21 protein-coding genes are annotated in these 25,648 nt (G+C 71.7%); 12 read left to right on the top strand and 9 right to left on the bottom strand.

What is annotated here, in order from left to right; translation table 11 throughout:
- Positions 1–97: 97 nt before the first annotated feature.
- Together IS481_RS06700 and IS481_RS06705 are read right to left on the bottom strand one after the other, a co-directional pair.
- The gene (locus tag IS481_RS06700) at positions 98–367 is read right to left on the bottom strand and encodes a hypothetical protein (protein WP_104358217.1); all 270 of its coding nucleotides are present in this window, start codon (positions 365–367) and stop codon (positions 98–100) included.
- The gene (locus IS481_RS06705; protein WP_104358216.1) at positions 364–1,713 is read right to left on the bottom strand and encodes an NAD(P)/FAD-dependent oxidoreductase; all 1,350 of its coding nucleotides are present in this window, start codon (positions 1,711–1,713) and stop codon (positions 364–366) included. The genes IS481_RS06700 and IS481_RS06705 overlap by 4 nt, the downstream gene beginning before the upstream one ends.
- A 285-nt stretch (positions 1,714–1,998) precedes the next feature.
- Here IS481_RS06705 and IS481_RS06710 point away from each other — a divergent pair, with 285 nt between their 5' ends.
- From IS481_RS06710 to ntrC, 8 genes are all read left to right on the top strand, one after another.
- Positions 1,999–4,458: a response regulator gene (locus tag IS481_RS06710; RefSeq protein ID WP_132763060.1), complete on the top strand. Its 2,460-nt coding sequence runs from the start codon at positions 1,999–2,001 to the stop codon at positions 4,456–4,458.
- A 44-nt stretch (positions 4,459–4,502) separates the two neighbouring features.
- The gene (locus tag IS481_RS06715) at positions 4,503–5,072 is read left to right on the top strand and encodes a DUF1415 domain-containing protein (protein WP_104358214.1); all 570 of its coding nucleotides are present in this window, start codon (positions 4,503–4,505) and stop codon (positions 5,070–5,072) included.
- Between the two features lie 11 nt (positions 5,073–5,083).
- Positions 5,084–5,974 carry an EI24 domain-containing protein gene (locus tag IS481_RS06720; RefSeq protein ID WP_104358213.1) on the top strand — a complete coding sequence of 297 codons (891 nt, stop codon included), beginning with the start codon at positions 5,084–5,086 and terminating at the stop codon, positions 5,972–5,974.
- 17 nt (positions 5,975–5,991) lie between these two features.
- Complete coding sequence (locus tag IS481_RS06725; protein ID WP_104358212.1) at positions 5,992–6,789, top strand: competence/damage-inducible protein A; 798 nt, start codon at positions 5,992–5,994, stop codon at positions 6,787–6,789.
- Positions 6,790–7,097: 308 nt separating this feature from the next.
- Positions 7,098–8,516: a type I glutamate--ammonia ligase gene (gene glnA, locus IS481_RS06730; RefSeq protein WP_104358211.1), complete on the top strand. Its 1,419-nt coding sequence runs from the start codon at positions 7,098–7,100 to the stop codon at positions 8,514–8,516.
- 240 nt (positions 8,517–8,756) lie between these two features.
- Positions 8,757–9,215, top strand: coding sequence for a hypothetical protein (locus tag IS481_RS06735; protein WP_232529486.1), 459 nt, complete (start codon positions 8,757–8,759; stop codon positions 9,213–9,215).
- Between the two features lie 40 nt (positions 9,216–9,255).
- A complete protein-coding gene (gene glnL, locus IS481_RS06740; RefSeq protein WP_104358209.1) occupies positions 9,256–10,341 on the top strand; it encodes a nitrogen regulation protein NR(II) in 1,086 nt (361 codons plus the stop codon).
- A gap of 59 nt (positions 10,342–10,400) precedes the next feature.
- Complete coding sequence (gene ntrC / locus IS481_RS06745; RefSeq protein WP_104358208.1) at positions 10,401–11,927, top strand: nitrogen regulation protein NR(I); 1,527 nt, start codon at positions 10,401–10,403, stop codon at positions 11,925–11,927.
- 34 nt (positions 11,928–11,961) lie between these two features.
- Here the strand turns inward: ntrC and xth are convergent, their stop codons facing one another.
- The 5 genes from xth to IS481_RS06770 form a co-directional block, all read right to left on the bottom strand.
- Complete coding sequence (gene xth / locus IS481_RS06750) at positions 11,962–12,738, bottom strand: exodeoxyribonuclease III (protein WP_104358207.1); 777 nt, start codon at positions 12,736–12,738, stop codon at positions 11,962–11,964.
- Positions 12,735–13,229, bottom strand: a complete 495-nt coding sequence (locus tag IS481_RS06755) for a dihydrofolate reductase (protein ID WP_104358230.1) — start codon at positions 13,227–13,229, stop codon at positions 12,735–12,737. The genes xth and IS481_RS06755 overlap by 4 nt, the downstream gene beginning before the upstream one ends.
- 76 nt (positions 13,230–13,305) lie before the next feature.
- Entirely contained in the window at positions 13,306–14,175 is an 870-nt protein-coding gene (locus tag IS481_RS06760) for a DMT family transporter (RefSeq protein ID WP_104358206.1), read from the bottom strand.
- Positions 14,176–14,183: 8 nt separating this feature from the next.
- Complete coding sequence (locus IS481_RS06765) at positions 14,184–15,005, bottom strand: thymidylate synthase (RefSeq protein WP_104358205.1); 822 nt, start codon at positions 15,003–15,005, stop codon at positions 14,184–14,186.
- A 28-nt stretch (positions 15,006–15,033) separates the two neighbouring features.
- Positions 15,034–16,860, bottom strand: coding sequence for an ABC transporter transmembrane domain-containing protein (locus tag IS481_RS06770; RefSeq protein WP_104358204.1), 1,827 nt, complete (start codon positions 16,858–16,860; stop codon positions 15,034–15,036).
- A 133-nt stretch (positions 16,861–16,993) separates the two neighbouring features.
- On the opposite strand from IS481_RS06770, the gene IS481_RS06775 reads away from it, so the two are divergent.
- From IS481_RS06775 to IS481_RS06790, 4 genes are read left to right on the top strand one after another with little or no spacing between them, the layout of a single operon-like run.
- On the top strand, positions 16,994–17,488 hold the full coding sequence (locus IS481_RS06775; RefSeq protein WP_104358203.1) for a MarR family winged helix-turn-helix transcriptional regulator: 495 nt from the start codon (positions 16,994–16,996) through the stop codon (positions 17,486–17,488).
- 56 nt (positions 17,489–17,544) lie between these two features.
- Positions 17,545–19,002, top strand: a complete 1,458-nt coding sequence (locus tag IS481_RS06780) for an efflux transporter outer membrane subunit (protein ID WP_104358202.1) — start codon at positions 17,545–17,547, stop codon at positions 19,000–19,002.
- A 34-nt stretch (positions 19,003–19,036) separates the two neighbouring features.
- Positions 19,037–20,272, top strand: coding sequence for an HlyD/EmrA/EmrK family protein (locus IS481_RS06785; protein ID WP_104358201.1), 1,236 nt, complete (start codon positions 19,037–19,039; stop codon positions 20,270–20,272).
- 15 nt (positions 20,273–20,287) lie between these two features.
- The gene (locus tag IS481_RS06790; RefSeq protein WP_104358200.1) at positions 20,288–21,847 is read left to right on the top strand and encodes a DHA2 family efflux MFS transporter permease subunit; all 1,560 of its coding nucleotides are present in this window, start codon (positions 20,288–20,290) and stop codon (positions 21,845–21,847) included.
- A gap of 6 nt (positions 21,848–21,853) precedes the next feature.
- Here the strand turns inward: IS481_RS06790 and IS481_RS06795 are convergent, their stop codons facing one another.
- Entirely contained in the window at positions 21,854–22,930 is a 1,077-nt protein-coding gene (locus IS481_RS06795; protein ID WP_104358199.1) for a lipocalin-like domain-containing protein, read from the bottom strand.
- A complete protein-coding gene (locus tag IS481_RS06800) occupies positions 22,930–25,479 on the bottom strand; it encodes an ABC transporter permease (protein ID WP_232529488.1) in 2,550 nt (849 codons plus the stop codon). Before IS481_RS06800 ends, IS481_RS06795 begins: the two co-directional genes overlap by 1 nt.
- Positions 25,480–25,648 lie beyond the last annotated feature (169 nt).

The following is a 25,648-nucleotide window of genomic DNA, read 5'->3' on the forward strand; positions in this document are numbered from 1 at the left end:
GCGGCCTCGACGCGCGCCCGAATCCGCCTGCACGGCGCCTTCGCGCCGCGGCCGGGCCGGCAGGCGCCGCCTCTGCCCGGCCCGGGCACCGCGGGGCTCACGCGACCCCGCGCGCCTCCACCTGATCCAGCCAGTCGGCCAGCTGGTCCAGCAGGTCCTGCTGGCTGAAGGAGCAGCTTTCCTCGCTGAACAGCGCGCTGGACTCGAGCTGCATCAGCACCGACTCGAGCACCTGGCCGAACCGCTCGGGCAGGCCTTCGAGCAGCGTTGCGTGCGAGCGGAACAAGGGCACCAGTTCGCCGACCGGCAGCTGGCGCAGGCTGGCGGCATCCAGGGCCTGACGCATGGCCGCGATGCTGTCGTTCATGACCCGTCCTCCTGTGATGGTGACGCAGCGGGTGGTGCTTCCACCACCACGCGCGCATGACGCTGGAAGGTCCAGTATGCCCAAGCCCAGTCGACCAGCACCATCAGGCGATTGCGAAACCCGATCAGGAAGTAGATGTGCACGAACAGCCAGAACACCCAGGCCGGGTAGCCGCTGAGGCGCAGCTCGCCGAGCAGGGGCAGCTCGACCTGCGCGACCGCGGCCTTGCGGCCGATGGTGGCCAGCGACCCGTAGTCGACGTAGCGGAACGGCTGCGCGGGCTCGCCGCGCAGCCGGCGCTGCAGGTTGGCCGCCGCGTGCCGGCCCATCTGCTTGGCCGCCGGGCTGACGCCGGGCACGGGCGTCGGCTCGCCGTCGCGGGGGTGGCTTTTCGCTGCGGCCAGGTCGCCGATCACCTGGATCTCCGGATGCCCGGCGATGCCGAGGTCCGGCTCGACGACCACCCGGCCGGCGCGGTCCAGCGCGACGCCGGTGGTCGCGTGCAGGGCGCGTCCGAGTGGCGAGGCGGCCACGCCCGCGGCCCACACCACGGTGCGCGCGTGCAGCCGCCACGGGGCTTCCTGGCCTTGCACCTGCGCGGTGACGCCCTGCGCGTCGACGTGGGTCACGCGGCAGCCGGTGCGCACCTCCACGCCCAGCCGCTCCAGCTGGGCCTGCGCGCGTCGCGACAGGTCGGGCGGCAGCGCGCCCAGCACCCGGTCGGCGCCTTCGATCAGCACCACCCGCGCCTGGCGCGAGTCGATATGCCGGAATTCGTCGTGCAGCGTGTGGTGCGCGATCTCGGCCATCGTGCCGGCCATCTCGACGCCGGTCGGCCCGCCGCCGATCACCGCGAAGGTCAGCCACTCCTCGCGCTGCCCGGGGTGGCGCTCGGCATGCTCGAAGGCCTTGAGCACCCGGTTGCGCAGCTCGAAGGCGTCGGCCAGGGTCTTGAGCCCCGGCGCGTGGCGTGCCCACTCGTCATGGCCGAAGTAGCCGTGCGTCGCGCCCGCGGCGACGATCAGGTGGTCGTAGGGCACGCGCGTGCCGTCGTCGAGCCGCACCTGGCGCCGTGCGGCATCGATGTCCTGCACCTCGGCCAGCAGCACGGTGAGCCGGCCGGCGGCGATCTGTCGCCGCAAAATATGGCGGATCGGCGCCGAGATCGCCGGGGCCGCCAGTCCCGCGGTGGCGACCTGGTACAGCAGCGGCTGGAACAGGTGGTGGTTCGTGCGGTCGATCAGCGTGATGTCGACGTCCGCGCGCGCCAGCGCCCGGGTGGCTTCCAGTCCGCCGAAGCCGCAACCGACGATCACGACGCGGGGACGATGGGCAATGTCGGGCATCCTGGGATCCTTGCTCGTTGTGGCCGGAGGAAGAACCGGGTACCTTGCGGCCTGGCTCGCCAGTGCTGTGCAGCGGGCGACGCGGTCAGGCGCCCGTGCGTACCCGGACCAGTGTAAACAGGCATCGAGCGGTCACGGAGGAGGGACAGCAAAGGACATGAGGCGAGGCGATGTGGGAACTCTGACACGGTCTGCCGCGGTGGCAGGCCTCTTCTGCAGTGGTGGCGGTGCTACAAAGAGCGCTGCCTGTGCCGCGTCCCGCCGGCGGCAGGGGAGTTCGCTGTCGTGACCGCTACGCAACCGTCCACCGTCGTGCCGATCGGGGCTCCCCCTTCGGCGTTGCCTCACGCGCCCGTGATGCGCGCGCTGGAGCACAGCCGCAGCCTGGTCCTGGTCACCGACGCCCACGGAAAGGTGGTGTGGCGCAACCGTGCCTGGGCCGCGGCGCCCGGCGTGTGCGACCCGCTGCACCGCGACTGGCGCGAGCTGCTGGTCTCGGTCGGGCAGCAGGAGCCGCCCGCCGAGGTGCTGGCCGCGCTGGCGGCGCGCGAACATTTCAACGTCGACATCGAGCAGCAGCGCCCCGACGGCCTGCCCTGGTGGCTGCGCGTGGAGGCCACGCCGATGACCGACGATGCCGGTGCCTTCTGCGGCTACCTGGCCGTCTCCAACGACATCAGCGCGCTCAAGCTGGCCGAGGAGTCCGAACGCCACACCGCGCGCCGCTACTGGCGCGTGATGGAAAGCACCCACGACGGCATCTGGGAGCGCGACCTGATCACCAACGTCAGCTGGTACTCGCCGCGCTTCAAGCAGATCCTCGGCTACGCCGACCACGAGCTGCCCAACGACCGGGCGATGATGGAGGAGCGCATCCATCCCGAGGACCTGCCGGTGTTCCGGCATCGCTACCAGACCGCGGTCGAGGAGGGCGGCCAGTGGAGCTACCAGGTGCGCGTGCGGCACCGCAACGGCGAGTACCGCTGGGTGCGCGGGCGCGCTCGCGCCTGGCCGGGCGAGGACGGGCGGCCGGCGGTGCTGGTCGGCGCGGTGACCGACGCCCACGAGGAGATCCAGGCCGCCGAGGCGCTGCGCAACTACCAGGTGCACCTGGAGGACCTGGTGCGCGAGCGCACCGCCAAGCTGGAAGCGGCGCGCGAGGAGGCCGAGCGCGCCAACCGCGCCAAGTCGCTGTTCCTCGCCAACATGAGCCACGAGATCCGCACGCCGCTCAACGGCGTGATGGGCATGACCGAGCTCGCGTTGCGCGCGGCCACCACCGACACGCAGCGCCGCTACCTGGAGCTGGCGCAGAGCTCGGGCGCGACGCTGCTGGCCATCATCAACGACGTGCTCGACTTCGCGAAGGCCGAGGCCGGCAAGATCGCGCTCGAGTCGGTGGAGTTCGACCTCGGCGAGGTGCTCACGCTCACCGCGCGCGCGCTGATGCCCATGGCGCACGAGAAGGGCCTGGCGATGCTGTTCGACTACCGCGGCAACTGCTCGCAGGTGGTCGGCGACCCGGCGCGCCTGCGGCAGATCGTCACCAACCTGCTGTCCAACGCGATCAAGTTCACCGTGGCCGGCGAGGTCAGCCTGCTGGCCGACGTCCAGGCCGAGGGGCCGGACCGCTGCCGGGTCGTGATCCAGGTGGCCGACACCGGCATGGGCATGGACGAGGTCACCGCCGCGCGCGTGTTCAAGCCCTTCGAGCAGGGCGACCCGACCGTCTCGCGCCGTGTCGGTGGCACTGGGCTGGGCCTGTCCATCGTGCGCAGCCTGTGCGAGCTCATGGGCGGCAGCGTCTCGGTCGACAGCCGCCTGGGCGAAGGCTCGGTGTTCCGCGTCGAGCTGGTGCTGCCGCGCTCGGCGCCGGAGGGTGAGGTCGACGAGCCGGAGGCGCTGGCGCCGGGCCTGCCGGTGTGGCTGATCGCGGAATCGACCATGGGGCTGGACCTGCTGGGCCAGCGCTTCGCCCGCCAGGGCTGGCAGCCGCGGCTGTTCGATTCGTTCGACGCGGTGCGCGAGCATGTCGAGGCGCCGGACGAGGAGGGCGGGGAGCGCCCGGCGCTGGTGGTGGTGGTCGAGCAGTCGCCCATCGCGCAGGAACAGCTGCTCGAGCTGCGCAACTGGGTGCCGCGCGAGGCCGAGGTGATCCTGCTGGTCGACGCGCGTTCGCCGGTGTCGCCGCAGCGCAGCAGCGAGCTGGGCGTCAAGGTCTACGTCGCGCCGTTCAGCCCGGCCGACATGCGCCAGCTGGCGCTGACGCGCCGGCTGATGAAGCGCGAGCGCACCGGCAACACCGCGCCGGCACCGCTGAGCATGTCGCGCGGGCGGCGCTTCCTGGTGGTCGAGGACAACCCGGTCAACCAGCTGCTCGCCGAGGAGATGCTGCGCATGCTGGGCTTCGAGGTCGCGGTGGCCGGCGGCGGCGAGGAGGCCATCGCCCACTGCCTGGAGGAGCCCCCCGACGCGGTGATGATGGACGTGCAGATGCCGGGCGTGGACGGCCTGGAGGCCACGCGCCGGCTGCGGGCGCTGCAGGCCGAGGGCGTGCTGCCGCCGTTCCCGATCATCGCGGCCACCGCGCACGCCAGCGAGTCCGACCGCGCCGCCTGCCTGGAGGCCGGCATGGACGGGTACATCTCCAAGCCGCTGGACCTGCGCGCGATGCGCTCGGAGATCCGCCGCGCGCTGCGCCGCGCCGACGGCGACCTGGCCGACGCGCACGAGACGCGCTATTGACCGGCTGCGGCGTCCCGCGCCGCGGGACGTCCTACACTGGCGGCATGTCCCCACTGCTCGATGATGACCGGGTGATCGCCGACACGGGCCGCTGGCTGGAGCGGGCGGTGATCGGCCTGAACCTCTGCCCGTTCGCCAAGTCGGTTTACGTCAAGGACCAGGTGCGCTACGCCGTCAGCCATGCGACCACGCCCGAGGCGCTGCGCGAGGACTTGGTGCGCGAGCTGCAGTGGCTCGCCGCCGAGGACCCGCAGCGCACCGACACCACGCTGCTGATCCACCCGCACGTGCTGCAGGACTTCCTCGACTACAACGACTTCCTCGACGTGGCCGATGCGGTGCTGGACGAGCTGGACCTCGAAGGCGTGCTGCAGGTCGCCAGCTTCCACCCGCACTACCAGTTCGCCGGCACCGCCGAGGACGACGTCGAGAACTGCACCAACCGCTCGCCGTACCCGACGCTGCACCTGCTGCGCGAGGACAGCATCGAGCGTGCGGTGCAGGCCTTCCCCGAGCCCGAGGCCATCTACGAGGCCAACATCCGCACCCTGCGTGCGCTCGGCCGCGAAGGCTTCGAGCGCCTGCTGAACGACGACGCCGCGCCCGGGCGGTAAGCTCGCCACCCATGACCCTGCTGCTCGATGCGTTCTGGCGCGCGGTGGCCTATTGCCTGCACCCGCGCGTGATCCTGCTGTCGCTGCTGCCGCTGGTGCTGATCGCCGGCGGCGCCTTCGTGCTGGGCTGGTTCTTCTGGGAACCGGCGGTCGACGCCGTGGCCGGCGCGCTGGTCGAGTGGGAGCTGCTGCGCACCGCGCGCCACTGGCTGGAACGCATCGGCGCCGCTGGCTTCTACGCGGTGCTGCCGCCGTTGATCGTCGTCGCGCTGGCGGTGCCGTTCATCGTGGTGGCCTCCCTGCTCGCGGTGGGCGTGCTGATGACGCCGGCCATCGTCAACCTGGTCGCGGCACGCCGCTTCCCGCGCCTGGCGCGCGAGCGCGGTGCGAGCTTCTGGCACAGCCTGGGCTGGATGCTGGCGTCCACCGCGGTCGCGCTGGTCGCGATCGTCCTGAGCATGCCGTTGTGGCTGATCCCGCCGCTGGCGCTGCTGTTGCCGCCGCTGATCTGGGGGTGGCTCACCTACCGGGTGATGGCCTACGACGCGCTGGCCGAGCACGCGAGCCGCGAGGAACGCCTGGCGCTGATGCGCACGCACCGCTGGCCGCTGGTCGCGATGGGCGTGCTCTCCGGTTATGCGGGCGCGGCGCCGTCGCTGGTGTGGGCGTTCGGCGCGGCCACGCTGATCCTTGCCCCGCTGCTGATCGTGGTCTCGGTGTGGCTGTACACGCTGGTGTTCGCGTTCTCCTCGCTGTGGTTCACGCACTATGCGCTCGCGGCGCTGCACGCACTGCGCGAGCGGCGCCGCGCCGAACAGCCGCTGCCGGGCGGCTATGCGCGCCACGAGCCGGCACCGCTGCTCGTCGAGCCCGAGCGGCCGGCCGCGTCCTCCTCCGACTGACTTTCCCGTTTGCCTCCATGCCCTCCTTCGGTCTCATCATCGTCGGCGACGAAATCTTGTCCGGCAAGCGCCAGGACAAGCACCTGCCCAAGGTCATCGAACTGCTCTCGGTGCGCGGGCTGGCGCTGGCCTGGGCGCGCTACGTCGGCGACGACCCGCCGCGCCTGGAAGCCGCGCTGCGCGACGCGCACGCCAGCGGCGACGTGGTGTTCTGCTGCGGCGGCATCGGCGCCACGCCCGACGACCACACGCGCCAGTGCGCCGCGCGGGCGCTGGGGCGCGAGCTGGTGCTGCACGAAGGGGCCAAGGCGCTCATCATGGAGCGCATGCAGGATATGGCGCGCGAGCGGGGCGAGGTGTTCGACCCGGAGCGCCCGGACAACGTGCACCGCCTCAACATGGGCGTCTTTCCTGCCGGCGCCGAGCTGATCCCCAACCCGTACAACAAGATCCCGGGCTTCTCGGTCGGCACCATGCACTTCCTGCCCGGTTTCCCGGTGATGGCCTGGCCGATGATCGAGTGGGTGCTGGAGCAGCGCTATGCCCACCTGTTCCACCAGGAAGGGCGAGCCGAGCGCTCGGTCATCGTCTACGGCTCGATCGAGGCGACGCTGACCCCGCTGATGGTGGAGGTCGAGGCCCGCTTCGCCGGGGTCAAGGTGTTCAGCCTGCCCAGCGTCGACCACCCCGAGCACGGCCGCCACATCGAGCTGGGGGTCAAGGGCCCGGCCGGGGCGGTGGCCGAGGCCTACGCCGTGCTGCTGGACGGGCTGCGCGGCCTGGGCGTGCCGCTGGGCCCCGAACTGGTGCGCTGAGCGCCGCGCAGATTCCCTGGATTGGTGCCAGCGCAGGCACTATATTGGTGCATTCATCCGGTGCACCGAGCCGGGTCGTCGGCTCACCCCCGATTTGTGCGCCGGGGGCCCCAATCGGCCGTGCGGGCCCACGCAGGTGCCTGCCTCGGTGCACGCGGGTCGCCCGGTTCCCGGTCGCTGGCATGGTTTCTGCTACATTGCAGTGCGTTTTTGGCGGCACCGGCCGCAAGGACCTCGGAAAAGGGCTGGCGCCGGGGCGTCACCCCAGTCATTCATCAATCACCACTACCGTCTGCTAGGAGTACCTGATGGCCAACAAGACCGTCGCCGACGTGATGAAGATGGTCAAGGACCACGAAGTGAAGTTCGTGGACTTCCGTTTCACCGACACCCGCGGCAAGGAACAGCACGTGACCGTGCCGATCTCCGCTTTCGATGAAGACAAGTTCACGTCGGGTCACGCGTTCGACGGTTCGTCCATCGCCGGCTGGAAGGGCATCGAAGCCTCGGACATGCTGCTGATGCCCGACCCCAACACGGCCAACATCGACCCGTTCTTCGAAGAGCCGACCCTGTTCCTGACCTGCGACGTCATCGAGCCGGGCGACGGCAAGCCCTACGACCGTGACCCGCGTTCGCTGGCCAAGCGCGCCGAGGCCTACCTGAAGTCCTCGGGCATCGGCGACGCCGCCTACTTCGGTCCGGAACCCGAGTTCTTCGTGTTCGACAGCGTGCGCTGGCAGGTCGACATGTCCGGCAGCTTCGTGAAGGTGGAATCCGAAGAGGCCGCCTGGAACACCGGCAAGGACTACGAGCACGGCAACACCGGCTACCGTCCCTCCGTCAAGGGCGGCTACTTCCCGGTGCCCCCGGTCGATTCCGGCCAGGACCTGCGCTCCGAGATGTGCCTGATCCTCGAGCAGCTGGGCATCCCGGTCGAAGTGCACCACCACGAGGTGGCCACCGCCGGCCAGATGGAAATCGGCACCAAGTTCTCGACGCTGGTGCAGCGCGCCGACTGGCTGCAGCTGCAGAAGTACGTGGTGCAGAACGTCGCGCACGCCTACGGCAAGACCGCGACCTTCATGCCCAAGCCCATCGTCGGCGACAACGGCTCGGGCATGCACGTGCACCAGTCGGTCTGGAAGGACGGCAAGAACCTGTTCGCCGGTGACGGCTACGCCGGCCTGTCCGAGTTCGCGCTGTACTACATCGGCGGCATCATCAAGCACGCCCGTGCGCTGAACGCGATCACCAACCCGACCACCAACAGCTACAAGCGCCTGGTGCCGGGCTTCGAAGCCCCGGTGAAGCTGGCCTACTCCAGCCGCAACCGCTCGGCCTCGATCCGCATCCCGTACGTGGCCAACCCGAAGGCTCGCCGCATCGAGGCGCGCTTCCCGGATCCCATGGCCAACCCGTACCTGTGCTTCGCCGCGCTGCTGATGGCGGGCCTGGACGGCGTGGAGAACAAGATCCACCCGGGCGAAGCCGCCACCAAGGACCTGTACCACCTGCCGCCGGAAGAGGACGCGAAGATCCCGACCGTCTGCCACAGCCTGGACCAGGCGCTCGAGTACCTGGACAAGGACCGCGCGTTCCTGACCAAGGGCGGCGTGTTCACGGACAGCTTCATCGACGCCTACATCGAGCTGAAGATGCAGGAAGTCACCCGCTTCCGCATGACGCCCCACCCGGTCGAGTTCGACATGTACTACGCGCTCTGATCCTTCGGGGATCCGGCAAGGGAAGGGGACGGCCCGGGGCCGTCCCCTTTGCTTTTGGGCGCCCAAGCGTCGCGGCCGGAGCGTGCAGAATTGGCGCTTGGGCGGAATTGCTCGATACTCCCCCCTGTTTCCGGCGAACCGAGCCGGCCTTCCTGCGGTCCAATGGCGGCTGCTGGAACCACGAGCACCAACCCCATCATGCGCCGCTTGCAAGTCTTCATCGCTGCTGCTTTGAGCGTCATGGCCGCCGGCACTGCGCTGGCGCAGGGGCAGGTCTACCGCTGCCCCGGCAACAACTTCACCAACTCGATCACCGCCAAGGAAGCCGAGCAACGGGGCTGCAAGGTCGTCGAGGGCGGCAACGTCACCGTCGTGCAGTCGCCCCGCCTGCCGGTGGCCAAGGCCCCCGCGGCCGCACCTGCCGAGCGCCCGGCCGGCAGCCGGGTCAGCGATGCCGAACAGCGCGCGCGCGACAGCGACGCGCGCCGCATCCTCGAGAGCGAGCTGCAGCGCGAGGAGGAGCAGCTCGCCGCGCTGCAGAAGGAATACAACAACGGCCAGCCCGAGCGGCTGGGCAACGAGCGCAACTACCAGAAGTACCTCGACCGCGTGGCCGAGCTGAAGGCCAGCATCGCGCGCAAGGAAGCCGACATCGAGGCGATCCGGCGCGAGCTGGCGAAGCTGCCGCCGGCGCAGTAGGGGCGCTTTTCTTTCCGATTCGCAGGACGCCGCCTTGAGCATGTCGTCGCCGGAGCGCTTCGCGGCGTCTTCCCCTTACGTGGCCTTCGACCACCTCGCCACCATGGTGGCGCTGGTGCACGCCGACGGCACCTGCCTGTTCGTCAACTCGGCCTTCGAGAACGTGCTGGGGCTGTCGCGCCGCAGCATGCTGCGCGGCTCGCTGTTCGACTGGATGGTCGAACCGGCCACGCTGCGCGACGTGGTCGGCGCGGTGCTGCGCAACGAGTTCTCCATCAGCCGCTTCGAGGCCCAGCTGCGCCGTCCGCCCGGCAGCAGCGGCGACCCGCTGCCGGTGCACGTGATCGTCACGCAGACCGACGAGCCGGACCTGGCCCTGGTCGAGCTGGTCGAGATCGAGCAGCAGACCCGCCAGGACCGCGAGGAGCGGGCGCTCGACCAGGCGCAGGCGACCAAGGAACTGATCCGCAACCTGGCGCACGAGATCAAGAACCCGCTGGGCGGCATCCGCGGCGCGGCGCAGCTGCTGCAGATGGAGGTCGAGTCGCGCGGGCTGTCCGAGTACGCCCAGGTCATCATCAACGAGGCCGACCGCCTGCAGGCGCTGGTCGACCGGCTGCTCGCGCCGCACCGCAAGCCGCACGTGGTCGGCGACGTCAACATCCACGAGGTCTGCGAGCGGGTGCGTGCGCTGATCCTCGCGGAGTTCCCCAAGGGGCTGGCGGTGGTGCGCGACTACGACACCTCGATCCCCGAGTTCCGCGGCGACCGCGAGCAGCTGATCCAGGCGGTGCTGAACATCGCCCACAACGCGGCCCAGGCGCTGCATGAACGCATCCAGGCGGGCGATGCCTGCATCCGCCTGAAGACCCGCATCGCGCGCCAGGTGACGGTGGGCAAGCAGCGTTACCGTCTGGCATTGGAATTGCATATCCTGGACAACGGCCCGGGCATTCCGGAGTCGATCCGCGATCGCATCTTCTACCCGCTGGTGTCGGGGCGCGAGGGCGGGTCGGGTCTGGGACTGACGCTGGCGCAGACCTTCGTGCAGCAGCATCACGGCACGATCGAATGCGAGAGCGTGCCCGGAAACACGGACTTCAAGATCCTGATTCCGCTTCCATGAGGTGATCCCTCACCGGATGGGACGCAGGGGTCCGGGAGCACAAGGACTACAGGCGGCGCATGAAACCCATCTGGATCGTTGACGACGACCAATCCATCCGCTTCGTGCTGGAGAAGGCACTGGCTCGCGAAGACCTGCCGGTGCGCAGCTTCACCAACCCCAAGGACGTGCTGGCGGCGCTGGACGACGACGAGCCGCAGGTGCTGGTCTCCGACATCCGCATGCCCGGCGGCTCGGGCATCGACCTGCTGACCCGCGTCAAGGAGCGCCACCCGGGGCTGCCGGTCATCATCATGACCGCGTTCTCGGACCTCGACAGCGCGGTCTCGGCCTTCCAGGGCGGCGCCTTCGAATACCTGCCCAAGCCCTTCGACCTGCCCAAGGCGATCGAGCTGATCCGCCGCGCGGTCGAGGAGAGCGTGCGCGAGCAGGTGCGCGACGAGCGCATGGCGCAGATGCCCGAGATGCTGGGGCAGGCGCCGGCGATGCAGGACGTGTTCCGCGCCATCGGGCGCCTGAGCCAGAGCAACGTGACGGTGCTGATCACCGGCGAATCCGGCGCGGGCAAGGAACTGGTCGCGCGCGCGCTGCACAAGCACAGCCCGCGCGCCAGTGGACCCTTCGTCGCGATCAACACCGCGGCGATCCCCAAGGACCTGCTCGAGAGCGAGCTGTTCGGCCACGAGCGCGGCGCCTTCACCGGCGCGCAGACCATGCGGCGCGGCCGCTTCGAGCAGGCCGACGGCGGCACGCTCTTCCTCGACGAGATCGGCGACATGCCGTTCGACCTGCAGACCCGGCTGCTGCGCGTGCTGTCCGACGGCCAGTTCTACCGCGTCGGCGGCCACCAGCCGCTCAAGAGCAACGTGCGCGTGATCGCCGCGACGCACCAGAACCTCGAGGAGCGCGTCAAGCAGGGCCTGTTCCGCGAGGACCTGTTCCACCGCCTCAACGTGATCCGGCTGCGCCTGCCGCCGCTGCGCGAGCGGCGCGAGGACATCCCGGCGCTGGCGCGCTACTTCCTGCAAAAGAGCGCCAAGGAGCTGGGCGTGGAGGCCAAGCGCATCTCGGATTCGGCGCTGGCGCGCCTGTGCGCCTTCGACTTCCCCGGCAACGTGCGCCAGCTGGAAAACGTCTGCCACTGGCTGACGGTGATGGCCCCGGCGCAGGTGATCGAGGAAAAGGACCTGCCGCCCGAACTGCTGGGCGGCGCGCCGGTGCTGTCCGTCAGCCCGGCGGCCCATGAGGCACCGGCCGCGCCCGAGCCGGCGGCGAGCTACTGGCCTGCTACGCCGGCGGTGCCGTCCTACGAGCCGCCGGCCTCGGTGGCCGATCCGCTGGCGGCGCTGTCGCTGCCGGCGGCGGTGTCCACCACCTGGGTGCAGGAACTGGAGCGCGAGGCCCGCGCCCTGCTCGAATCCGGCCAGCCGGAGGTGTGGGACACGCTGACGCGCCAGTTCGAGGCCTGCCTGATCCACACCGCGCTGGACCTCACGCGCGGGCGTCGCATCGAGGCGGCGATGAAGCTGGGCATCGGCCGCAACACCATCACGCGCAAGATCCAGGAACTGGGCCTGGACGACTGAGGCCCGCCGCGGCCGGCCCCGTCTGCGGGGCCGGTCAGTCCAGCGTGAGGATCACCGGCGCGTGGTCGCTCGGCTTGGGCCACTTGCGTGGCGCCCGGTCGATCGTGCAGGCGCTGACCTGCGGGCGCAGCGCCTCGCTGACCAGGATGTGGTCGATGCGCAGGCCCCGGTTCTTCTGGTAGCCGAGCATGCGGTAGTCCCACCACGAGAAGCTCTTCTCCGGCTGTTCGAACAGCCGGAAGCTGTCGACCAGGCCGAGCTGCAGCAGGGCACGGAAGTGCTCGCGCTCCGCGGTCGTGTGGTGGATGGTCTCGCGCAGGCCCTCGGGGTCGTAGGAGTCGCGGTCCTCCGGCGCGATGTTGAAGTCGCCCAGCAGCACCAGGCGCGGGTGCGCGGCCAGCTCGTCGCGCAGCCAGCGCTGCAGCCCCTCGAGCCAGCGCATCTTGTAGTCGAACTTGGGCGAGCCCGGCTCCTGCCCGTTGACGAAGTAGCCGTTGACCAGGCGGATCGGCCCGCCCGGGCCGTCGACGGTGGCCGCGATCACGCGCGCGTGCTCGTCCTCGAAGCCGGGGATGTTGCGCACCACGTCGCGCACCGGCGTGCGGCTGAGCACGGCCACGCCGTTGTAGGTGCGCTGGCCGAAGGTGGCGGCCTCGTAGCCCGCGGCGCGCAGCGGCTCGTGCGGGAACTTGTCGTCGGTGAGCTTGAGCTCCTGCAGGCACAGCACGTCGACCGGATTGGCGGCCAGCCAGTCCAGCACGTGCTGCAGCCGGGCGGTGAGGGAGTTGATGTTCCAGGTCGCCAGTTTCATGGCGCGGGTTTCCTGCGGTGGTAGGTGACGAAGTGGTAGGTCCAGCCTGCGGGCGCCTGGTGCGTTTCGCGCGAGACCTCGTCGAACTCCTCACGGTTCCACTGCGGGAAATACGTGTCGCCCTCGAACTCGTGGTCGATCTCGGTCAGGATCATCTCGTCCACGAGCGGCAGCGCCTCGGCGTACACCTGGGCGCCACCGATGACGAACACCTTGCTCGCGTGCTTGAGCAGCTCCAGCGCGGCCGGCAGCGAAGGGGCTTCCTCGATGCCGGGGGCGGTCCAGTGCGGGTCGCGCGTGATCACGACATTGCGCCGGCCGGGCAGCGGCCGGCCGATCGACTCGTAGGTCTTGCGCCCCATCAGCACCGGGCAGCCGAGGGTGACGCGCTTGAAGTGTTTCAGGTCCTCCGGCAGGTGCCAGATCAGGCGGTTGTCGCGCCCGATCACGCCGTTGCGGGCGACGGCGGCGATGATGCTCAGCTGAGGCAGGTCGGGCGTGTCCATGGCGGTATTGTGGCGTGGTTGGCCGGGATGCGTGCGCGTTCGCCGCGCTGCCTTTCGGGGGCTAGCGCCGGGGCAGCAGGGCGCTGGCGATGGCGCCCATGATCAGCAGCGCCGCAGCCCAATCCTGCCACTGCGGCACCTCCCCGACGATCACCGTGGCAGCCAGCGTGCCGACCAGCGGCACCGCCATCACAGAAAAGGCGCTGGCGGCCGGCGGCAGGTCGCGCGCCATGCCGAACCAGATGATCTGCGCGAAGCCGTAGTTGATCGCCGCACCCCAGGCGAGCGAGGCCCACATCGGCGCGCTGAAGTGCCAGTGCGGCGCGGGCTCGGTGAGCGCGGCCAGCGTCCAGAACACCACCGAGCCCAGCAGCATCATCCACACCGTGAGTGCCTCGGTGGGCAGCTCGGTGCGGGTACGGCGCATCAGCAGGGTGCCCAGCGCCCAGGAGACGGCCGCGACCTGCATGTAGACCACGCCCACCGGCCGGCCCATCAGGGCGTTCAGCTCCTCGGCCACCAGCAGCGCGACCGCCGCGGCGCCGCACGCGACGCTGAGCCACACGCGGGCGTCCATGCGCTCGCGGAACAGCAGCGCGCCGGCGAGCACGGTCCAGATCGGCATCGTGAAGCCGAGGATCGCGGCGCGCCCGGAGGCCAGCTCGCGCACGCCCAGCACCGAGAACAGGTGCCAGCCGAGGATGTTGGGCAGGGCCAGCCATGCGACGGTGGCCAGCTCGCGGCCGCGCACCCGCACCGGCACGCCGCGCGCGAGGTAGAAGGCCAGCAGCATCAGCGCGCCGCCGCTCATCGTCGTGGCACGCAGGTACAGCGGCGTGATCTCGCGCAGCGAGAACTTCATCATGGGCCAGTTGGTGCCCCACATCAGCGTGAGCAGGGCGAGGCCCCAGAACTGGCGCCGGGTCAGCATGCGCCGCGTCAGACCGCCACGGGTGCCTTGATGTGCGGGTGGTGCCGGTAGTCGAGGATCTCGAAGTCCTCGTACTCGTAGTCGAAGATCGAGGGCGGACGCCGCTTGATGTTCAGCACCGGGTAGGGGTAGGGCTGGCGCGACAGCTGCAGCTCGACCTGCTCGAAGTGGTTGTTGTAGATGTGGCAGTCGCCGCCGGTCCAGACGAAGTCGCCCACCGCCAGGTCGCACTGCTGCGCGACCATGTGCGTCAGCAGCGCGTAGCTGGCGATGTTGAACGGCACGCCGAGGAAGATGTCGGCGCTGCGCTGGTAGAGCTGGCAGCTGAGCTTGCCGTCGGCCACGTAGAACTGGAACAGCGCGTGGCAGGGCGCCAGCGCCATCTTCGGCAGCTCGGCGACGTTCCAGGCACTGACGATGATGCGGCGCGAGTCCGGGTTGGTCTTCAGCGTGCGGATGACCTCGGCGATCTGGTCGACGTGGCCGCCGTCCGGCGTGGGCCAGGAGCGCCACTGCACGCCGTAGATCGGGCCCAGGTCGCCGTCCTCGCGCGCCCATTCGTCCCAGATCGTCACGCCGCGCTCCTGCAGCCACTTCACGTTGCTGTCGCCGCGCAGGAACCACAGCAGCTCGTAGATGATGGACTTCAGGTGCAGCTTCTTCGTCGTGACCAGCGGAAAGCCTTCGGACAGGTCGAAGCGCATCTGGTAGCCGAACACGCTGCGCGTGCCGGTGCCGGTGCGGTCGGTCTTGGCCGTGCCATGCTGGTAGACATGGCGCATGAAGTCTTCGTACTGGGAGCGGACCGGGCGGGGGCTGGCGGAGGTCATGAGGGTGATGCGGTGAACCAGGGGGGGATTATGCGGCGGCAGCCTGGGCGTCGAACTGCAGGGCCGCCAGCCGGGCGTACAGGCCGTCGCGGGCGATCAGCGCGGCGTGCGTGCCGGTCTCGACGATGCGGCCATGCTCCATCACGACGATGCGGTCGGCGCGCTGCACGGTGGCCAGGCGGTGCGCGATCACCAGCGTCGTGCGGTGCGCCATCGCGGCTTCCAGCGCGGCCTGCACCATGCGCTCGCTCTCGGCGTCCAGCGCGCTGGTGGCCTCGTCGAGCAGCAGCAGCGGCGGGTTCTTCAGCATCGCGCGCGCGATCGCGATGCGCTGGCGCTGGCCGCCGGACAGGCGCACGCCGCGCTCGCCGAGGTGGGTGTGGTAGCCCTGCGGCAGCGCCGCGATGAAGTCGTGCGCGAACGCGGCGCGCGCGGCGGCGACGACCTCGTCGTCCCTCGCGTCGGGGCGGCCGTAGCGGATGTTCTCCAGTGCCGAGGCCGAGAAGATCACGCTGTCCTGCGGCACGATGCCGATGCGCGCGCGCAGCTCGGCCAGGGACGCCTCGCGCACCGGCACGCCGTCGACCTCGACGCGCCCCGACTGCGCGTCGTAGAAGCGCAGCAGCAGCTGGAACACCGTGCTCTTGCCTGCGCCGCTCGGGCCGACCAGCGCGACGGTCTCGCCCGGGCGCACCTCGAGCGAGAAGTGCTGCAGGGCCGGCGCCTGCGGCCGCGAGGGGTAGCAGAACGTGACGTCGTCCAGGCGCACCGACGAGCCGCGCTCGACGCGGGGCAGCGGCCGCGGCTGCGCGGGGGAGGCGATGGGCGAGCGCGTGGCCAGCAGCTCCATCAGCCGCTCGGTGGCGCCCGCGGCGCGCAGCAGGTCGCCGTAGACCTCGGCCAGCACCGCGACGGAGCTGACCAGCAGGATCACGTAGACCACCGTCTGGCCCAGGTGGCCGGCGCTGATGTGCCCGGCCAGCACCGCCTGCGTGCCCTGGTACAGCCCCCACAGCAGCGCGCCGAAGGTGGCGCTGATCACGAAGGCGACCAGCACCGCGCGCATGCGCGTGCGGCGCACCGCGGTGGCGAAGGCCCGCTCGGTCGAGGCGTCGAAGCGCGCCGCCTCGTGGTCTTCCTGGGTGTAGCTCTGCACCACCGGCACCGCGTTGAGCACCTCGGCGGCGATCGCGCTGGAGTCGGCCACGCGGTCCTGGCTGGCGCGCGAGAGGCTGCGCACGCGCCGGCCGAACCACAGCGTGGGCAGCACCACCAGCACCAGGATGCCCAGCACCTGCGTCATCACGTAGGGGTTGGTGACCACCAGCATCACCAGCGCGCCCGTGCCCATCACCAAATTGCGCAGGCCCATCGAGAGGCTGGAGCCGACCACGGTCTGCACCAGCGTGGTGTCGGTGGTCAGGCGCGACAGCACCTCGGCGGTCTGGGTGGTCTCGAAGAACTCGGGGCTTTGCCGGATCACGTGGCGGTAGACCGCATCGCGCAGGTCGGCGGTGATGCGCTCGCCCAGCCACGAGACCATGTAGTAGCGCGCCGCCGAGAACACGCCCAGCGCCGCACCGACCGCGAACAGCGCGAGGAAGTGGCCGCGCAGCGCCAGCAGCCGTTCGCCCGGCTCGGCGGCCACCAGGCCCTGGTCGATCAGCCCGCGCAGCGCGAGCGGGAACGCCAGCGTGGTCAGTGCCGCCAGCACGAGGAACACGACGGCCAGCGCGATGCGGCCGCGGTAGGGCAGGAGGAACGGGCGCAGGCCGGACAGCGAACGCACCGAGCGCCCGCGCGCGCTCTCGCGGCGGGCGGCCAGGGCGGGGCCGGGAGGGGAGGGGGCGGGCATGGCGCGCAGTGTAGGCGAGGGGCCGCCGGCACACCGGGCGCAGGGCCGGGCGGCGGGTCGGCGCACCATTTCGGTGCCTTGACAATATTTGCCTGGGCAACTAGATTGCAGGTTTGCCGTCCGCGATCCTGCCATGTCCCAGCCCGATTCCGCGTCGCCCTGCGTCTTCTACAGCCCCGGCACCTACGGGCAGGAAGACAGCGTGGGCTTCCTGATGAAGCGGGCGCTCGGCCTGGTGCTGCAGGAGACCGACCGGCGCCTGGCGCCGCACGGGCTCACCAACGCGCAGTGGGGGCCGCTGTTCAAGATCCGCAAGCTGGGCACCACGACGGTGGCCGAGCTGGCGCGCCAGATGAACATGGATGCCGGGGCGATGACGCGCATGCTCGACCGGCTGGAAGCCAAGGAGCTGTGCCGGCGGGTGCGCTCGACGATCGACCGGCGCGTGGTGCGGATCGAGCTGACCCCGGAGGGCGAGCGCATCGCCGACGAGGTGCCGGCGGTGCTCTCGGACGTGATGAACGAGCTGCTCACCGGGTTCTCGGTCGACGAATGGGAGAACCTCAAGAGCTACCTGCGCCGCATGATCGCCAACGGCGAGCGCTTCCGCGGCGAGGGGGCGGGATGAGGCGGGCGCCAGGGCGCCCGTTTTTTGGTCTCATTTATTTGCCTAGGCAAATTTAGATGCAGCAAGATTTGACGACAATCAAGCGACGGTCCGCAGCGCGGCTCCTCGGGGCGCTGCCGGCGGCCGCGCTCGTGGCGGTGCTGGCCGGCTGCGCGAGCCCTGCGGGCATCGAGCCGCAGGCCCGGCCCCTGGACGGGGCGGAGGTCGGGCTGGCCGGCACCGAGGCGGCTCCTGCCATCAGCCTCGAGTGGTGGCGCGAGCTGGGCGACGCGCAGCTGGACCGCCTGGTCGAGCGAGCCTTGCAGGACCATCCCGACCTGAAGGTGGCGCAGGCGCGGCTGGCGCGCGCCGCCGCCGGGGTGGAAGGCGCCGACGCGGCGCGCTGGCCGCAGGTCAATGGCTCGCTCGACCTGACCCGCCAGCGCTACACCGAGAACGGCGCCGTGCCCGCGCCGCTGGCCGGCTCGATCCGCAACAGCGCTACCCTGCAGTTGTCCGGCGGCTGGGAGCTGGACTTCTTTGGCCGCCACCGCGCCCAGCTGGAAGCCGCGCTCGGCGCACGGCGCGCCGCGCAGGCCGAGGTGGCCGCGGCGCGCGTGGTGCTGGCGGCCAACGTGGTGCGCCAGTACGTGCAGCTGGGCCGGTTGTTCGAGCAGCGTGCGATCGCCGAACGCACGCTGGCGCAGCGCCAGGAGATGCTGGAGCTGGTCCGCCAGCGCGTGGCCGCCGGCCTCGACACCCAGGTGGAACTGCGCCAGGGCGAGGGCGCGCTGCCGGAGATCCGCCAGCAGATCGAGAGCCTGGACGAACAGATCGCGTTGGCACGCCACGCGCTGGCGGCGCTGACGGCCCAGGCGCCCGGCGCGCTGGACGACCTGCGCCCGGCGTTGCCCGCGCTGCGCGACGTGCCGGTGCCGCAGCAGCTGCCGGCCGACCTGCTGGGCCGCCGCCCGGACGTGGAGGCGGCGCGCTGGCGTGTCGAAGCGGCCGTGCGCGACGTGCAGGTGGCCCGCACCGAGTTCTACCCCAACGTCAACCTGACTGCCTTCGTCGGCCTGTCGTCCATCGGGCTGGACCGCCTGCTCGAAGCCGGCAGCCGGCAGTACGGCGCCGGCCCGGCGCTGCGCTTGCCGGTCTTCGAGGCGGGCCGCCTGCGCGCCCAGCTGCGCGGGCGCACCGCCGACCTGGATGCCGCGATCGAGAGCTACAACGCCGCGGTGCTCGGCGCGGTGCGCGACGTGGCCGACCAGCTGGCCTCGCGCCGCTCGGTCGAGCGCCAGCTCCGCGAGCAGCAGCAGGCCCAGGCCGCGGCCGAGGCCGCCTACGACTATGCGGTGCAGCGCTACCGCGCCGGGCTGGGCAGCTACCTGACGGTGCTGACGGCCGAGCAGGCCGTACTCGCGCAGCGCCGCCTCGGCGCCGACCTGAAGGCGCGCACCCTGGACACCCACATCGCGCTGATGCGCGCGCTCGGCGGCGGCCATGCGGCCGACGCGACGCTGGCACGGCGCTGAACGACCGGACTTCCTGCACAGGACGATTCCCACCATGAGCAACGAACAACCGACTCCCGCACCTGCCGCGACCTCGATGGGGGCGCGCCGCCGGAAAGGACTGACGCTGATCGCCGTGGCCGTGCTGCTGGCCGGCCTGGGCTACGGTGCCTGGCACGTGCTGCACGCCAGCCGCTACGAGACCACCGACAACGCCTACGTGCAGGCCGACCTGGTGCAGGTCACGCCGCAGGTGGGCGGCACGGTGCTCGCGGTGCACGTGAGCGACACCGACTTCGTGCGTGCCGGCCAGCCGCTGGTGCAGCTGGACCCGGCCGACGCGCGCGTCGCGCTGGAGCAGGCCGAGGCGCAGCTGGCGCAGACCGTGCGCGAGGTGCGCCAGCTGTTCGCCAGCCACGCCGCGCTGCGCGCCCAGGTGGCCGCGCGCGAGGCCGAGCTGGCGCGCGCGCAGGCCGAGGTGGCGCGCGCCCAGGACGACGTGCAGCGGCGCATGCCGCTGGTGCAGACCGGCGCGGTGGGCAAGGAAGAGTTCGAGCACGCCAACGCGCAGCTCGCGGCGGCGCGCAGCGCGGCGGCGGCGGCGCAGTCGGCGGTGCTGGCGGCACGCGAGCAGCTCGCGGCCAGCCAGGCGCTGACCGAGGGCACCACGGTCGAGCAGCACCCGAGCGTGCAGCGGGCCGCGGCGCGCGTGCGCGAGGCGTGGCTCGCGCTCAGGCGCGCCGAGCTGCCCGCGCCGGTGGACGGCTACGTGGCGCGCCGCAGCGTGCAGGTCGGCCAGCGCGTGGCCGCCGGCGCGCCGCTGATGGCCATCGTGCCGCTCAAGCAGGTCTGGGTGGACGCCAACTTCAAGGAAGGCCAGCTGCGGCGCCTGCGCATCGGCCAGCCGGTCGAGCTCAAGGCCGACGTCTACGGCGACGCGGTGACCTACCACGGCACCGTGGTCGGCCTGGGCGCGGGCACCGGCGCGGCGTTCTCGCTGCTGCCGGCGCAGAACGCCACCGGCAACTGGATCAAGGTGGTGCAGCGGGTGCCGGTGCGCATCGAGCTGGACCCGAAGGAGCTGGATGCGCATCCACTGCAGGTCGGGCTCTCGATGGAAGCGCGCGTGGACGTGCGCCGCCAGGACGGCAAGGTGCTGTCCGACGGCCCGCGCCGCAGCTCGGCGGTGCGCACCGAGGTGTTCGGCGACCTCGACCGCGAGGCGCAGGCGCATGTCGAGCGCATCATCTCGGCCCACCTGGGGCGGCCGCAGGCCGCGGCGCGCTCGTAAGAGGGCGGTGCAGGCATGAATGCTCCCGCTGCGCCCACGCCGGCGCCGATGCAGGGCCGGGCCCTGGCGCTCGGCACGCTGGCGCTGTCGCTGGCGACCTTCATGAACGTGCTCGACACGTCGATCGCGAACGTGTCGCTGCCGGCCATCGCGGGCGACCTGGGCGTCAGCCCCGACCAGGGCACCTGGGTCATCACCAGCTTCGGCGTGGCCAACGCGATCTCGGTGCCGCTGACCGGCTGGCTCACGCAGCGCTTCGGCGCGGTGCGGCTGTTCACCGCCAGCGTGCTGCTGTTCGTGCTGGCCTCGTGGCTGTGCGGGCTGGCGCCGTCGCTGGAGCTGCTGATCGCCTTCCGCGTGTTGCAGGGGCTGGTGGCCGGGCCGATGATCCCCCTGTCGCAGACGCTGCTGCTGTCGAGCTACCCGCGCTCGCGCGCCGGCTCGGCGCTGGCGATGTGGTCCATCACGACGCTGGTCGCGCCGGTGGTCGGCCCGCTGCTGGGCGGCTGGATCACCGACAACATCTCCTGGCCGTGGATCTTCTACATCAACGTGCCGGTCGGGCTGGTGGCCGCCGTCATCACCTGGGTGCTGTACCGCGACCGCGAGACGCCGACGCGGCGCCTGCCGATCGACACGGTGGGCCTGGGGCTGCTGGTGCTGTGGGTGGGCGCGCTGCAGGTCATGCTCGACAAGGGCAAGGAGCTGGACTGGTTCCACTCCGGCCAGATCGTCGCGCTGGCGGTGGTGTCGCTGATCGGCTTCGCGGTGTTCCTGGTCTGGGAACTGACCGAGAAGCACCCCATCGTCGACCTGCGCCTGTTCGCGCGACGCAACTTCGCGCTCGGCGCGGTGACGCTGGCGGTGGGCTACGGCCTGTTCTTCGGCAACGTCGTGCTGCTGCCGCTGTGGCTGCAGCAGTACATGGGCTACACCGCGACCGCGGCGGGCATGGCGCTCGCGCCGGTGGGCATCCTGGCGATCCTGCTGTCGCCGCTGGTGGGGCGCAGCGTCGGCCGCATGGACCCGCGCTGGCTGGCCACCACGGCGTTCGTGCTGTTCGCCGTCGTCCTGTGGATGCGTGCCAACTTCACGCCGCAGGCCGACCAGTGGAGCATCCTGCTGCCCACCATCGTGCAGGGCGCGGCGGTGGCGTTCTTCTTCATCCCGCTGATGAGCATCACGCTCTCGGGGCTGGGGCCGGAGCGCATCCCCGCGGCCTCGGGGCTGAGCAACTTCGTGCGCATCACCGCGGGCGCGTTCGGCACCTCGATCGCGACCACGATGTGGTCGGACCGCGCCGCGATGCACCACGCACACCTGGTCGAGCACCTCACGCCGGCCGACCCGGTGGCGATGGAGGCGCTGGGCCGGCTGACCGCCCAGGGCCTGACGCAGCAGCAGGCGCTGGAGTACCTCAACCGCATGGTCGACCTGCAGGCCTACACGCGGGCGGTGGACGACATCTTCCTCGCCTCGGCGCTGCTGTTCCTGGCCCTGGTCGGGATGGTGTGGCTCGCGCAGCGCCCGGCCCCGTCGGCCCCGAAGCCGGCCGATGGCGGCGGTGCGCACTGAACGCGGCTACAGCCGCAGCCGCGCCGCGTAGCCGGTCATCTCGAGGTAGCCGCGGCCGACACGGTGGCCGCCGGCGTCGAGCAGGTCGCTCAGGCCTTCCCAGTACACCGCGCCGCTCGAGGCGCGGCTGTCCAGTTCCTGCGCGTCGAGCCGGGCGCGCACCGCGAAGCGCCCGGCCGGCGTGTCGACCTGCCATTCGACCGGATAGGTCGCGCCGGTGGCCGGGCTGGTCCAGCGCCGCCCCGGCGTGAAGCGCACCTCGCCCGGCGCGAAGCTGCGCGCCGCCTGCCCGGGCACGCGGAAGCTGCCGCCGGCCCACAGCGCGCCGCCGTCGCGCCGGCGCAGCTGGAAGGCGGTCAGCGCGCTGCCGTCGTCCAGGTTCATGCCGATCCAGTCCCAGCCCAGCGCCTCGGCGTCGAGCAGCTCCTCGCTCCACTCATGGTCCAGCCAGGCACGGCCCTGCACGGCGTGCGCCTCGCTGCCGAGCAGCAGCCGTCCCTCGACGGCCAGCTGGGGCTGCGAGTAGTAGTAGCTGGCCTGCCCGGGGCGCGGGCCCTTGCGCGACCAGCCGGCCTCGCCCTGCAGCAGCACCGGCTGGGTCTCGCGCAGCGCGAAGTCCATCGCGAAGCCCTGCGCCGGCAGCTGCGCGAGGTAGCGGCTCGCCTCGGCGGGGCCTTCGCGGCGCAGGAACCAGTCGCGCAGGCTCACGTCGGTGTCGGCCTCGGCCGCCTGCGCGATGCCGAAGCCGGCGCGCGCGATGCGCTGGTCGTGCAGCAGCCGGCCCCCCTGCAGGTCGGTGACGGCGGCATGCGCGAACAGCAACTGGTGGGCCGCGAAGCGGCTCGGGTTGCCCTGCGCGGTGTCGATGCGCGAGCGGAAGAACGTGATCTGGAAGCCGAACTCGCGCTGCTGCGGCGTCTGCAGCGCGCCGGTGACGTACCACCACTCGGTGCGGTGGTCCGGGTGCGCGCCGAAGTCGCGCGGAAAGACGAGTGCTCGGCCCGGTTGCACCACCGGGGCGGCGCGCAGCGCGAGCGGCCAGGCCGCGGCCAGCAGCAGGAGCGGGCGCCTGCGCATCTTCATCACCAGTCCTCCTTGACGGCCAGCACGGCCGAGGGGCTGGCCGCCGCACGGCCGGCGAGGCAGGCGGTGACCGTGCCCGCGACGACCACCGCGGCAGCGAGCGCAAGCAGCCGGGCCCAGGGCAGCAGCAGGTCCATGCTCCAGTGGAAGCTCTGCGGGTTGACCACGTGCACCAGCACCACGCTCACCGCCAGGCCCAGCGTGACGCCCAGCAGCGCGCCGACCGCGGTCCAGGCCGCGCCTTCGCCGGCCACCACCGCCAGCACCTGCGCGCGGGTGAAGCCCAGGTGGCGCAGCAGGCCGAACTCCTTGCGGCGCGCCAGCACCTGCGCCGAGAAGCTCGCCGCCACGCCGAACAGGCCGATGCCGATGGCCACCGCCTGCAGCCAGTAGGTCACGGCGAAGCTGCGATCGAAGATCTGCAGCGAGCGCGCGCGGATCTCGCCGACCGAGGCGAAGTCGAGCAGCGCCGGATCGTCGGCCAGCGCGCGCAGCCCGGCCTGCACCGCGGCCAGGTCCGCATCGTCGGCCAGCCACAGCGCCAGCTCGTTGACGCGCCGGTCGCCGGTCAGGCGCACGAAGTCGTCGTGGTCCAGCACCACCGAGCCGTGCTGGCGCGCGTAGTCGCGCCAGACCCCGCGCACGTGGGCCGTCACCGGCGGGCGTCCGGGCACCAGCGGCAGCGCCAGCACGGTGCCGGGCCGGGCACCGTACAGGTCCACCATCGCCTCGCTGACGAACACCGCCAGCGCACCGGGCGGGGCCGGGCGCAGTTCGCCGGCCAGCGGCAGGCGGCGCTCCGGTTGGTCGAGCGGGCGCGCGATCAGCGCCACGCCCGGGCGGGCCGGGTCCAGCGCCAGGGTGGTCACGCGCAGCGCCTCGACCCGCGCGACGCCGGGCAGGGCGGTCGCCGCCTGCACCATCTCCGGCGGCAGGTGCACCGCATCGGCCGTGGCGCCGGCACTGGTGCGCACGTAGAGGTCGGCCGGCAGCACGGCGTCCAGCCAGCGCGAGACCGAATCGCGGAAGCTCGCGACCATCACGGTCAGCGCCACCGCGAGGCTGAGGCTGGCGACCACGCCGGCCACGGCCACCGTCGCGGTGTGGCGCATGCGCCGCGCCCGCTCCAGCGCGAGCAGCGCCTGCGCCGAGCGCGGCGCCGGCCACAGGCGCAGCAGCAGCGCTACGGCGTCGGGCACGCAGGCGATGCCGCCGATCAGCAGTGCCGCGACCGACAGGTACGCGAACACCGGCATGCCGGCCACCGGAGGCAGCAGGGCCAGGACCACGCCGGTGGCCAGCAGCGCCGCGCCCAGCCCGCGCCGGTTGGCCGCCGACAGCCGGCCGCCCAGTCCCTTGAGGGCCTGCGCCGGGGCGATGGCCTGCGCGGCGCGTGCCGGCACCCAGCCGCCCGCGAGTGCCGCGAGCAGCCCGAGCGCGCCGTAGGCCAGCGCCGCGGTGGCGGAGAACTGCAGCGACGGTGCCACGCCCGGGAAGTAACCTCCGCCCAGGTCGCCGCCCAGCAGGCGCAGCGCCAGCGCCGCCAGCGCGGTGCCGGCGGCCAGGCCCAGCGTGCTGCCCAGCAGCCCGACCAGCGCGGCTTCCGCGAGCACCAGCTTCAGGCGCTCGTGCGCGGCCAGCCCCAGCACGCCGAGCAGCGCGAGCTGCTGCTGGCGCCGCGCCACCGACAGCGACAGCACCGAGAACACCAGGAAGCCGCCGGTGAACAGCGCCACCAGCGACAGCACCGTCAGGTTGACACGGTAGGCGCGCGAAACGTTGGAGACACGCTGCGTCGCAGCATCCGGCTCGGCCGCGCGCACGTCGGCCGGCAGGTCCAGCGCGGCGAGCGCCTGCGCCGGGTCCGTTCCCGGCACGAAGCGCAGGTCCAGTCGCGAGAGGCGTCCCAGCCTGCCGAGCAGCCACTGCGCGGCGCCGATGTCCATCACACCGACCGGCGTGCCGGCCGCGCTGACGCTGCCGACCACGCGCAGGCGCCGCCATTGCAGGCCGACCTGCACCTCGACCGTCTCGCCCGGTGCGACGCCCAGCGCCTGCTGCGCGGCGGCGTTGAGCGAGATCGCGTCGTTGGCGAACAGGTCCAGCCGGTCCTGCCCGTCGGCCAGGCGCGGCACCAGGGCCGGGGCCAGCGGGCCGGCGGCCAGCGCGTCCACGCCCAGCAGGCGCAGGCGTTGCCGCTCCCCGCCCGGGCGGCGCGCCAGGGTGCCGGCCTCGATCACCGGGCTGGCGTGCTCGACGGTGGGATGCGCCGCGACGCGGGCGTAGAGGTCCTCGTCGAGGTCGCCGGCTGCGCCGCGCAGCTCGAGGTCGGGCTGGCCGTTGACCGAGCGCACCGCGGCGCTGAACTCGCTGAGCGCCGACTGGTTGATCAGGTGCACCGCGAACGACAGGGCCACGCCCAGCAGCACCGCCAGCACGGCCGTGGCGTGCCGCCAGGGATGCTGGCGCCATTCCCCGGCCGAGTAGACGCGCAACAGCGCGGCCAGCGGCATGCGGGGCGGGCGGTGGACGGACGCAAGGGACTTCATGGGCACACGGGTGAAAGCGCCATTGTGCGGGTCCAGGGCGTTCGCGTATGCTTGACCGTTTCGGTGTGGGGGCCCGGCCGGCCGCGTCGGCGCACCCCCACCGCATGGCTCGCGCCGCTCCTGTTCCCGGTCCCCCATCGTGAATCCTCCAGCCATCTCCGGCGGGACG

Source organism: Caldimonas thermodepolymerans (assembly GCF_015476235.1).
Taxonomy (GTDB): Bacteria; Pseudomonadota; Gammaproteobacteria; order Burkholderiales; family Burkholderiaceae_C; genus Caldimonas; species Caldimonas thermodepolymerans.

What these genes read in the sequence shown, in the direction of transcription:
- IS481_RS06700 (WP_104358217.1), bottom strand. Translation starts at nt 367, where the DNA reads ATGAACGACAGCATCGCGGCCATGCGTCAGGCCCTGGATGCCGCCAGC.
- IS481_RS06705 (WP_104358216.1), bottom strand. Translation starts at nt 1,713, where the DNA reads ATGCCCGACATTGCCCATCGTCCCCGCGTCGTGATCGTCGGTTGCGGC.
- IS481_RS06715 (WP_104358214.1), top strand. Translation starts at nt 4,503, where the DNA reads ATGTCCCCACTGCTCGATGATGACCGGGTGATCGCCGACACGGGCCGC.
- IS481_RS06720 (WP_104358213.1), top strand. Translation starts at nt 5,084, where the DNA reads ATGACCCTGCTGCTCGATGCGTTCTGGCGCGCGGTGGCCTATTGCCTG.
- IS481_RS06725 (WP_104358212.1), top strand. Translation starts at nt 5,992, where the DNA reads ATGCCCTCCTTCGGTCTCATCATCGTCGGCGACGAAATCTTGTCCGGC.
- glnA (WP_104358211.1), top strand. Translation starts at nt 7,098, where the DNA reads ATGGCCAACAAGACCGTCGCCGACGTGATGAAGATGGTCAAGGACCAC.
- IS481_RS06735 (WP_232529486.1), top strand. Translation starts at nt 8,757, where the DNA reads ATGGCCGCCGGCACTGCGCTGGCGCAGGGGCAGGTCTACCGCTGCCCC.
- glnL (WP_104358209.1), top strand. Translation starts at nt 9,256, where the DNA reads ATGTCGTCGCCGGAGCGCTTCGCGGCGTCTTCCCCTTACGTGGCCTTC.
- ntrC (WP_104358208.1), top strand. Translation starts at nt 10,401, where the DNA reads ATGAAACCCATCTGGATCGTTGACGACGACCAATCCATCCGCTTCGTG.
- xth (WP_104358207.1), bottom strand. Translation starts at nt 12,738, where the DNA reads ATGAAACTGGCGACCTGGAACATCAACTCCCTCACCGCCCGGCTGCAG.
- IS481_RS06760 (WP_104358206.1), bottom strand. Translation starts at nt 14,175, where the DNA reads ATGCTGACCCGGCGCCAGTTCTGGGGCCTCGCCCTGCTCACGCTGATG.
- IS481_RS06765 (WP_104358205.1), bottom strand. Translation starts at nt 15,005, where the DNA reads ATGACCTCCGCCAGCCCCCGCCCGGTCCGCTCCCAGTACGAAGACTTC.
- IS481_RS06770 (WP_104358204.1), bottom strand. Translation starts at nt 16,860, where the DNA reads ATGCCCGCCCCCTCCCCTCCCGGCCCCGCCCTGGCCGCCCGCCGCGAG.
- IS481_RS06775 (WP_104358203.1), top strand. Translation starts at nt 16,994, where the DNA reads ATGTCCCAGCCCGATTCCGCGTCGCCCTGCGTCTTCTACAGCCCCGGC.
- IS481_RS06780 (WP_104358202.1), top strand. Translation starts at nt 17,545, where the DNA reads ATGCAGCAAGATTTGACGACAATCAAGCGACGGTCCGCAGCGCGGCTC.
- IS481_RS06785 (WP_104358201.1), top strand. Translation starts at nt 19,037, where the DNA reads ATGAGCAACGAACAACCGACTCCCGCACCTGCCGCGACCTCGATGGGG.
- IS481_RS06790 (WP_104358200.1), top strand. Translation starts at nt 20,288, where the DNA reads ATGAATGCTCCCGCTGCGCCCACGCCGGCGCCGATGCAGGGCCGGGCC.
- IS481_RS06795 (WP_104358199.1), bottom strand. Translation starts at nt 22,930, where the DNA reads ATGAAGATGCGCAGGCGCCCGCTCCTGCTGCTGGCCGCGGCCTGGCCG.
- IS481_RS06800 (WP_232529488.1), bottom strand. Translation starts at nt 25,479, where the DNA reads ATGAAGTCCCTTGCGTCCGTCCACCGCCCGCCCCGCATGCCGCTGGCC.